The sequence below is a fragment of the Chengkuizengella marina genome, assembly GCF_009910845.1.
Classification (GTDB): domain Bacteria; phylum Bacillota; class Bacilli; order Paenibacillales; family KCTC-33759; genus Chengkuizengella; species Chengkuizengella marina.
Genome location: NZ_SIJB01000067.1, coordinates 23,847 through 32,170, shown reverse-complemented (window position 1 = coordinate 32,170; position 8,324 = coordinate 23,847). Strand labels below are relative to the sequence as shown.

Sequence of the window (8,324 nt, the reverse complement as noted above, 5' to 3'; positions counted from 1 at the left end):
TTATATATCCATATCATTAATGAAGGATTATTGAGGCTTTTGAAAAGTGTAAAAGAGTTCTTTTTGGGTATTAAGTAAAGTTTTAAGAACAAAACCTGATTATATATTACATAATTTTCCAAAAGTTGCTTTAATAAAAGAGAATCTATTAAATAATAACCGTGATTTACAATAAAGTTTCCCAATAAACTAAACTGTTTCTGGGTGTTAAAATGTATATAAAAACAATTAATCGACAAATTATAGAATTGCAAAGGGTGAATACAATGATTACTGCAACGCATTCATCATTAGGGGAACTCATTCGACATCATCGGAAACAAGCAAAAATGACAATAGTACAATTAGAAAAATTAACTAACGTTGACAAGGCTGTCATATCTAGAATCGAAACGGGGCAAACAAAACGTCCAAACTTGGATAATATTCTGAAGATTGGGGTAATATTGAAATTACCATATGAAAAGATAATTGATCATTATATTGAAACCGAGGAAAGATTAGAAGTTTTATATTCTATGTTAAATGATTTTATTCAGGGAAGTAATCTTAGTTTAATTACTAAATTAGGAAAGAAAATTCTTAGCTCTCCCACAGAGAATAGCATAGATTTAGTAGAAATATTATACGAAAAGGCAGAAAGTATTAAAGAGTCATCTGTTAGGTTATCGCTTTATAAATTGATTATTAGTTATTCAAGAGCCCATGGAATAATGCCTTATATTGCAAAAGGATTAATGCAGTCATACTTTATTGAGAGAGATGATTTTACTAAATTACGGTTAACTTTTTCTTCAGGCAAAAGTGTTTTATTTTTTGAGGATTTCCTTACAAGTGAAGAAAAGGGTTTGATATATTGTAAACTAGGGGTTCATGCTTACTACATATGTCTATTTGAGGAGAGCGTAGAATTAAATAAAAAGGCACTAGATGAAAAGATAACAGACACTAGAATGTTGGCAAACACTATTGGTTCTTTATCCAATGGTTACTATCGTTTAGGTGATTATAAACAATCAAAAGCATATTTAGATAAGTATAAGACATTTCCCCTTCCTGAAGTAAAAGATAATACAAAGTTAAACGAATCAATGTTGCACTCAGCTAATGGAGATCATCAATTGGCTATTGCAATCTTACAAGAAAATTTGCCGCATTTTGGAGATAATGCCTTGTTACATGCAGTAAATCAATTAATTAAAATATACTTACAAACTAAAAATCTATCAGCAATTGAAGAACTCATCCAACTAGAAGAAAAAATATTATACACAAAGTATGTTACTCCGTTTAAAAAATCTGAACTAGCCCACTATTTCAGACTCAAAGGGGATTATTACATTTTAAGGAGTAGAGTAGAGGAAGGAATTAAATTTTATTTAGAAGCAGCAAATAGATATGCTATGATTGACTTAATCGAGAAAGAAAAAGAATGTTTACGGGATATTATGAATACCCATGAATCAAATAAAGAAATAGATGTTTTTAAAACTATTGAAAAATTAAAAATTCATTTAACAAAGAAAGAAGGTTAATACTATGAAAAAAATATTCAAATCTTTAGCTTATTTTGCCTTTGCAGTAGCAATCTCACCTGAGATCACTTCAATTATGACATTACTTAGTGAGATGGATACAGGTTGGTAGAAAATACTATAAATATACACAACCATCCTACTTTAGTATTGGGGTGGTTTTCTTATGTAAAAAAGGAATATGTTGTTATAAAATTTGAAAAATACTTTATATTAACAAATTGTATTAAAATATAAATTGTCTGATAGTTGCTATAAACAATTTACCAACGGTTAGTAAACACTATCTGTTGTATACTGGATCTCTTTAAATCAGCTCTTTATAATCATTATTGTCTTGGTAAATCTTAAAAGAAGCAGGAGGTGAGTTAGAACTTTCGTATGTTGAATATTGTGCAAGCTCTTCCATAAAATGCAACCTGTTTCCTTTTGAATCGTATAAGTAGGTACTCTAAGTTCTCTATATCGTGTAATAGACTTGAAAACAAAGATGATATATATGAAAAGTTCATACCATTAATTGAAATAGGGGAAATAGAAAACGCAACATATTACAACAAGATAAAATAAGATTAAGATGAAAACCATTGATATTATGCTACTTTTAGCACAGTATATTAACATATTACAGCAAATCTAGCTATGGTGTATTTATGTTGTATTTATGGGCGGTATGATGTAATAAAGGTGTAATATCCTTGATATATCAACGTTTTTGAGTTCCTACACCCTTGATGGTGTCCGAAAAAGTGTCCGATATTAGTCGGTGAGATTTTTAGAGAGGTCTTTCCATTAAGTTACTGAACTTATTGGAAGCCTCTTTTTTTATGTTTTTTGTCATGTGTGCGTATATGTCATAGTAGTGTTAATATCAGAATGTCCTAATTGTTCCTGTATCTCTTTTATGTGTAAGTTTGCTTCGATTAATAAGGACGTGTGGGTATGTCTAACAAAACGCATAATCAAAAATCGGTAAATCATATGAACAGTTATTACAAGATGTAGTGAAAGAATACTATGACTGTTTATCTAAGGAGGAAGTATTAATGCATCTTAAACAATAGCAAATAGATATGGCTCATCAATCTATTGAAAACCTAAATGAGATAGAATTGCTTCATGATGTTGATGAATGGAAAAAGAAAGTGCAGGACAAGCCTCTAGAAGTTCTCAATGATATGCCTTGGTTATTCTTTGTTATGTTAGATCGATTAAGTGAAAATAAAAAATTGAAAGGGGAAAATTAATATGGATTTTAAAGTATATGATCAGTGGATTATGTTTAGGTGTGAAGAATACAGTAGAGAAGTAGATTTAATCCCCACTGGCTCATAGTGTAGCTGGTGTGTGCAGTTAAATGGTAAACTAACTAGGAGGTCCTATAGCGTCTAATAAGCATGTAGAAGTTATACCAAAGGGTGTTATTGGTATGCCGACGCCCATATTAATATTGTCCAATAAAACAATGCCTTCTCCAACATCCTTTACACCTGCTGATATAATGCCACCGGAAGGTATAGAGATGTTCGTTCCAATCTTACCTACTAACAAATTCGTCATCGGATCTTCGCAACATACACATTCTCCAACGATGTCCTTTCGAACGGGCTTTAACTTAAAATCAGTTGGAAGAGTTTGAAAACCGACTGTAATGATTTGACAGATTGTGATGTCTATTTCCACATTCGTCTTTGCAATAAAATCTTTGACTTCTGTTAACGTAAAAGTCCCGAGGAAGATACTTATAGTACCCAGTGTAGTGACTATGACATTTATTTGTGTTTGCGGTTCGACCAACTGCTCTAAAGCACACTGCATCGGACAAACGCAGCAATCGCACGTTGTTTTATCAAAATGTCCCATATTAAACACCTCACATTTTTAATTTATTCAGTGAGATATTGTATGAGTTAAAACAATGTTTTGACTGGACCTTTGTATTGTATAAAGGAAAATCAGCTAATGTCAGTGTCAATATGAAGCCGGAATTAAAATAAACAACAGTTACAATGACTTAAATCTAAGAAATAATTGAGCAACTTTTAAGTTTTTATGGATAACTTTATAATACATACTACTTATATAGAAAAGTTCAATGCTAAATGGTTTATTGAATGAAAACCTAAAATATTAAAGGCTTCAACCTGCTTAATACTAATTTAACATATAAAATATTCAATAATATCTATCTATGATCTGTAAAAAACAACCCTACACCAAAAGCGCCACTGTGCTGTCTTGAAATATTTTTCGCTGCATCAACAGTTTCTAATCTAGCCCAATCACGTTGCCATTCAAATAAAACAACTTCCCAAGTTAATGGTTTCGCACCTGCTTGAATCATTCGTTGAATTGCCATATCGTGTGCTTCCATACTTACGCCTCCAGACGCATCCGTTATAATATGGACATCATAACCTTCATCTAAGGCAGAAAGAGCAGGAAAAGCCAAACAAATTTCAGTCCATAAACCAGCGAATATGATCTTCTTACGCCCAATTGATTTTACTGCTTTGACAATCCTCTTGTCTTCCCAAGCGTTTAAAGAAGTTCTATCAATTGGTTCTTGTTGTGGAAATACAGCTTGGATTTCTGGATGTAAGGAACCTGAGAAACCTTTTGCTCCTACCGTTGTAAGAATGGTTGGCACTTCGAATACTTTTGCTGACTTTGCTAGTCCTATTACATTATTAAGAATAGATTGACGGTGGTGACTTTCTACCCCTAAGAACATTTGAGGTTGATGATCAATTAAAACCAATACAGAATTTTTAGGTGTTAGTAAATTAGTAATATTCGAATTTTTTTCCAAAAAATTCTCTCCTTTAGTTAATATGGATAATTCATAAATGCTTAGATTTAACGTTCATTAAAGTCCATTAAAGATTTATTTATTACCTCCACTTTGACATGAGGTTCAATGATCACGGACTGATAATGCTTTCCCCAATCTAACTGCAACTGTTTCCACGTATTTAAGTGATAAGCTTTTAATTCTCTACCAATTCCAAACGCGTCACAATTTGCTTTTTGCAAAGTATTTATTATTAGATTTGCTTTTGTTGTAAAATAATTTTCTAGCATTTTTTCAAAACTTGTTTCATACTTAGAATATTGATTTACATTTGAAGTTTCTAGGATAAATACTTGTAAAAATAAATGAATGGAAGCTTTTATATTTTTACCTTTTATATGTTCGATATTTATTTTACTTTTGCTTTTTTTAACTTCTACAACAATGAAGAAAGGCTGATCATTCTGGCTTATGTTTACTTCCATCTGTGCTCTTTTTCCTTTTTGATTGGAAAGTAATAAAAAGAATGTAGCATCATCATCAAGTAAAGTAGTTCCTGTATACATTTTATTATGAAATAATGCGACCCCTGAGACTTTAATTTTATTCTGATCAATTGAAATATAAGGTAGTGTGAAATCCATACTAGGATCATATAGGAAGGGTAGAAGTTTTTGCAAATTAGTAGATGTTGTTAAGGTATCGTAAGCTGCATCTTCTAATAGTTCCGTTGTATACTTATAATCATTTTTGGTTTCTATAATATGGAAAATATCTTTTATACTGTCATTTGTAACAACTGGGATTAGTCTTAGTACATTAGATGAAGACATATAATCTACACTAAATAATGATAGTAGATCATGCTTTTTTACAACTTCACTACTCATGATCGTATATGAAATGTCAGAAGGTGAAAATATTCCATCCATATATTGATTTACTTTTGTATCGTTCCCTTTTAATGTACCAGCTTCAGTTACAATTACCTCTATTTTTTGTTTGCCTTGTTCCTCCGCTACAAAAGCATACCTTGTGATTAATTTATCATCCTGCTTCTCAATACTAGTCCCAATAGCTATAAATAATTCACTTAATAAACGTTGATCCCAACACCCATTTAATAATAGGCATAAAAAGATAAGCAACGAAAATAAAAGATTTCTTATATACACATGAACCTCCATTTAAATGAAATCGTGATTCCGACGAATTATTTCTTTCAGTATTTAAGATGTACTTGTACTGATTTTTTATTCTAAGGCCAATAAATATGCTTCGCATAATCAAAATTAAATAAAATAAATAACATACTCATTGCTTATTACTACCTTTACTAGGTACACGTTTTCGTGAAAAACTAATTTTAGATGATAATTTCAGTAAATAATCAAAAGATAAATATGGTTTACCGTAAGGTTCTAGTATACAGAGGTGTATCATAATAAATATAATTCCAAATGTCATCCCTGCTAGACCCAAGATTGAAGCGGCAATCATCATAGGGAAGCTTAATAAACGGATAGTGACTCTCATTTCATTATAAGGACCAATAAATGTAGCAATTCCTGTTAAAGCAATAATAATAATCATAAAATTCGAGACCAACCCTGCATCTACTATGGCATCACCTATTATTAATCCACCAACAATGCCTACTGTTTCTGCTATAGGACGAGGTAATCTCACAGCTGACTCCCTGAGAAGTTCTAACGTAAGGCTCATAAATGTTGCTTCAACCAAGGGGTTAAAAGGAACGGTCTGTAATGCATCTTGTATCGGTAATATAAGATCAAGGGATATCGTGTCAAAGTTATAAGATACAATACTAATATAATAGGCAGGCAAGAGTATTGAACCCACTAAGGCTATGATTCGAATGGATGGATAGAATAAACTAATTAACCATCTAGAATTAAAATCATCAGAAGCTTGAAAAAAATCAAAAAAAGTAGCAGGTAATATAAGACATCCAGAATATCCATCAACCAATAAACCTACTCTCCCTTTTAATAACAAAGAGGCTGTTTTATCTACTCGCTCTGTCCAAAGGAATTGGGGAAAGGGAGTAAAAGGAACGTCCTCTAAATATTTTTGAAGTTCACCTAATCCCTCAAGATGATTAATATTAATTTCAGATATTCTTGTTACAATTTTTTGAATCATTTTATTGTCAGTTATATTATTTACATATACCAGCGCTAGTTTCGTTCTTGTACGTGTCCCACATTGATGATTTTTTACGGATAAATTGGGATTTTTGACATTAGCACGAATGAGGGATAGATTTTTTGAAAGATTTTCTATAAAACCAAGGTGTGATCCTATCACTGCCTGCTCTGTTTCTGAAAAAGAAATGTCACGACTAATAATTTCGGACACACTAATTACATAGGCTTTTGGATCTGATTCGAAAAAAATGACACAGTTTCCTTCGATGATTAATTCAATTACTTCTTCTAAACATTCAGTTATTTCTATAGCAGCAAAGGATAATACTTGCTGTAATTCATTTTCTTCTGCAGAAAAAAGGGGTTCAATAATACGTTCTCCTACATCAAATTGATTAACTAAAGAGTTTAAATAATACATGACCCCTGTTCTATTAAGAAAAGTAATTTCTTTTGAAGTGATATCTTCAGTATGGTGAAAAATTGATTCCATGTATAATTTATTTTGTGATAAATTTGATGAGATATCTTTATTGTATGTTTTAGCAGGTTTAGTTTTTTGTTTTTTATTCTTAAAAAATCTATGGAATATATTCACTTTTTTCACTCCGATAACTTTTTACATTAAGTTCTTATTTCTATTGAACATATAAGAGAAAATTAATAACAAGCTAGGAATGATAACAACAAATGTAACGGTCACGATATTATTAATATTTGTTGTATCAAAAAGAGGGGATAGAGCTAATAAAATAACGATTAATCCTAAATAAGGAACAGCTTCTCGATGGTGATTTTTACCTAATACATGCCCAATTCCTGATGCAGATAGATATAAAAATGTGACACAGGATACAATTTTAAATAACAATCCAATTAGTACGTAATATAAATCGATTCGTTGAATTAAACCTAGCGTAAGATCTCTGACCGTAAAAATAGCATAAAACTTTGCCACTGTAAGCAGTTCAGGACTAAGAACCACTGAAGCTGAAAATAACAAAAAAGAGAAAAAAAGTGTCATGCATAAATTAGCTAAAGATATGGTACCAAGTTTTTGTAATGCAGATCCTTTTGTCTGCACATATATCATGATCATTGCTATGATACCGGTTAAGGAACAAAATGATTCATAGGAAGCATTGAGAATAGCTGAGGTTCCAGTTGATCCCAAAGGTAATATATAACGAATATCAGAATTAATAAAAGTAACGGTAGCCAGAATAGGAAATATAATAATCAAAATAACTGTAAAAGTATAAAATCGAATAATCGTTTGAAGGTTTTCTCTTGCAAGTAAAATCCCTGCAAACGTAACAAGTATAATGATGATAAATTTTGGAGTGAAAGTAAGCATCCAAAATTGTAGTAACTCTGCAGCAGATAACACTTCCATTGTAGCTATATAAATAAAATACCCCGCAAATGAAAGACTTATAATTTTCCCCATAAAAGATCCAAGTGTTGCTGATAGTATTTGATACCATGTTATAGTTGGATATCTTTTTAGTAATAGCCAGATCATGATGATCACCAACTGTAAGAGAAGACCAGAAATGAGCACAGAAATCCACGCATCTTTATTTACATCTGAACTTAAAATTTGAGGGACTCTAGCAGTTGCTAGTGACATTTGACTTTGTACTAAAAAAATGAAAAGTTTTGTCCTAGTAATCGGATATGTTTCGTTTATTTTTGTTTTCCTCCTTTTACCAAGAAATATACATAGTTCTAAAATGCGCTTTTATCGATTCTTTTATGCATGAACACAATATTCTGAATTGATTGTTTGAGCTAGTCTGCATAATTGTCCAAGTTTCCACA

At 31.2% G+C, this 8,324-nt stretch carries 7 protein-coding genes and 1 pseudogene; 2 read left to right on the top strand and 6 right to left on the bottom strand.

Annotation, left to right across the window (positions count from 1 at the left end):
- Window positions 1-266 precede the first annotated feature (266 nt).
- Window positions 267-1,535 (top strand): helix-turn-helix domain-containing protein, encoded by a 1,269-nt coding sequence (locus ERL59_RS20300; RefSeq protein ID WP_160648052.1) that lies wholly within the window; start codon window positions 267-269, stop codon window positions 1,533-1,535.
- A 759-nt stretch (window positions 1,536-2,294) separates the two neighbouring features.
- Here the strand turns inward: ERL59_RS20300 and ERL59_RS20295 are convergent.
- Window positions 2,295-2,483 (bottom strand): annotated as a pseudogene (locus ERL59_RS20295) (tyrosine-type recombinase/integrase); the annotation flags it as partial.
- Between the two features lie 125 nt (window positions 2,484-2,608).
- On the opposite strand from ERL59_RS20295, the gene ERL59_RS20290 reads away from it, so the two are divergent.
- Window positions 2,609-2,782, top strand: coding sequence for a hypothetical protein (locus ERL59_RS20290; protein WP_160648051.1), 174 nt, complete (start codon window positions 2,609-2,611; stop codon window positions 2,780-2,782).
- 118 nt (window positions 2,783-2,900) lie between these two features.
- On the opposite strand, the gene ERL59_RS20285 is transcribed toward ERL59_RS20290, so the two are convergent.
- The 5 genes from ERL59_RS20285 to ERL59_RS20265 all read right to left on the bottom strand — a co-directional run bounded on the left by ERL59_RS20285 (window position 2,901) and on the right by ERL59_RS20265 (window position 8,175).
- The gene (locus tag ERL59_RS20285; protein WP_160648050.1) at window positions 2,901-3,398 is read right to left on the bottom strand and encodes a hypothetical protein; all 498 of its coding nucleotides are present in this window, start codon (window positions 3,396-3,398) and stop codon (window positions 2,901-2,903) included.
- A gap of 322 nt (window positions 3,399-3,720) precedes the next feature.
- On the bottom strand, window positions 3,721-4,347 hold the full coding sequence (locus tag ERL59_RS20280) for a hydrolase (RefSeq protein WP_235929980.1): 627 nt from the start codon (window positions 4,345-4,347) through the stop codon (window positions 3,721-3,723).
- Between the two features lie 47 nt (window positions 4,348-4,394).
- Complete coding sequence (locus ERL59_RS20275) at window positions 4,395-5,504, bottom strand: Ger(x)C family spore germination protein (protein WP_160648049.1); 1,110 nt, start codon at window positions 5,502-5,504, stop codon at window positions 4,395-4,397.
- A gap of 139 nt (window positions 5,505-5,643) precedes the next feature.
- Complete coding sequence (locus ERL59_RS20270; RefSeq protein WP_160648048.1) at window positions 5,644-7,098, bottom strand: spore germination protein; 1,455 nt, start codon at window positions 7,096-7,098, stop codon at window positions 5,644-5,646.
- Between the two features lie 21 nt (window positions 7,099-7,119).
- Window positions 7,120-8,175 (bottom strand): GerAB/ArcD/ProY family transporter, encoded by a 1,056-nt coding sequence (locus tag ERL59_RS20265; RefSeq protein WP_328699997.1) that lies wholly within the window; start codon window positions 8,173-8,175, stop codon window positions 7,120-7,122.
- Between the last annotated feature and the right edge of the window lie 149 nt (window positions 8,176-8,324).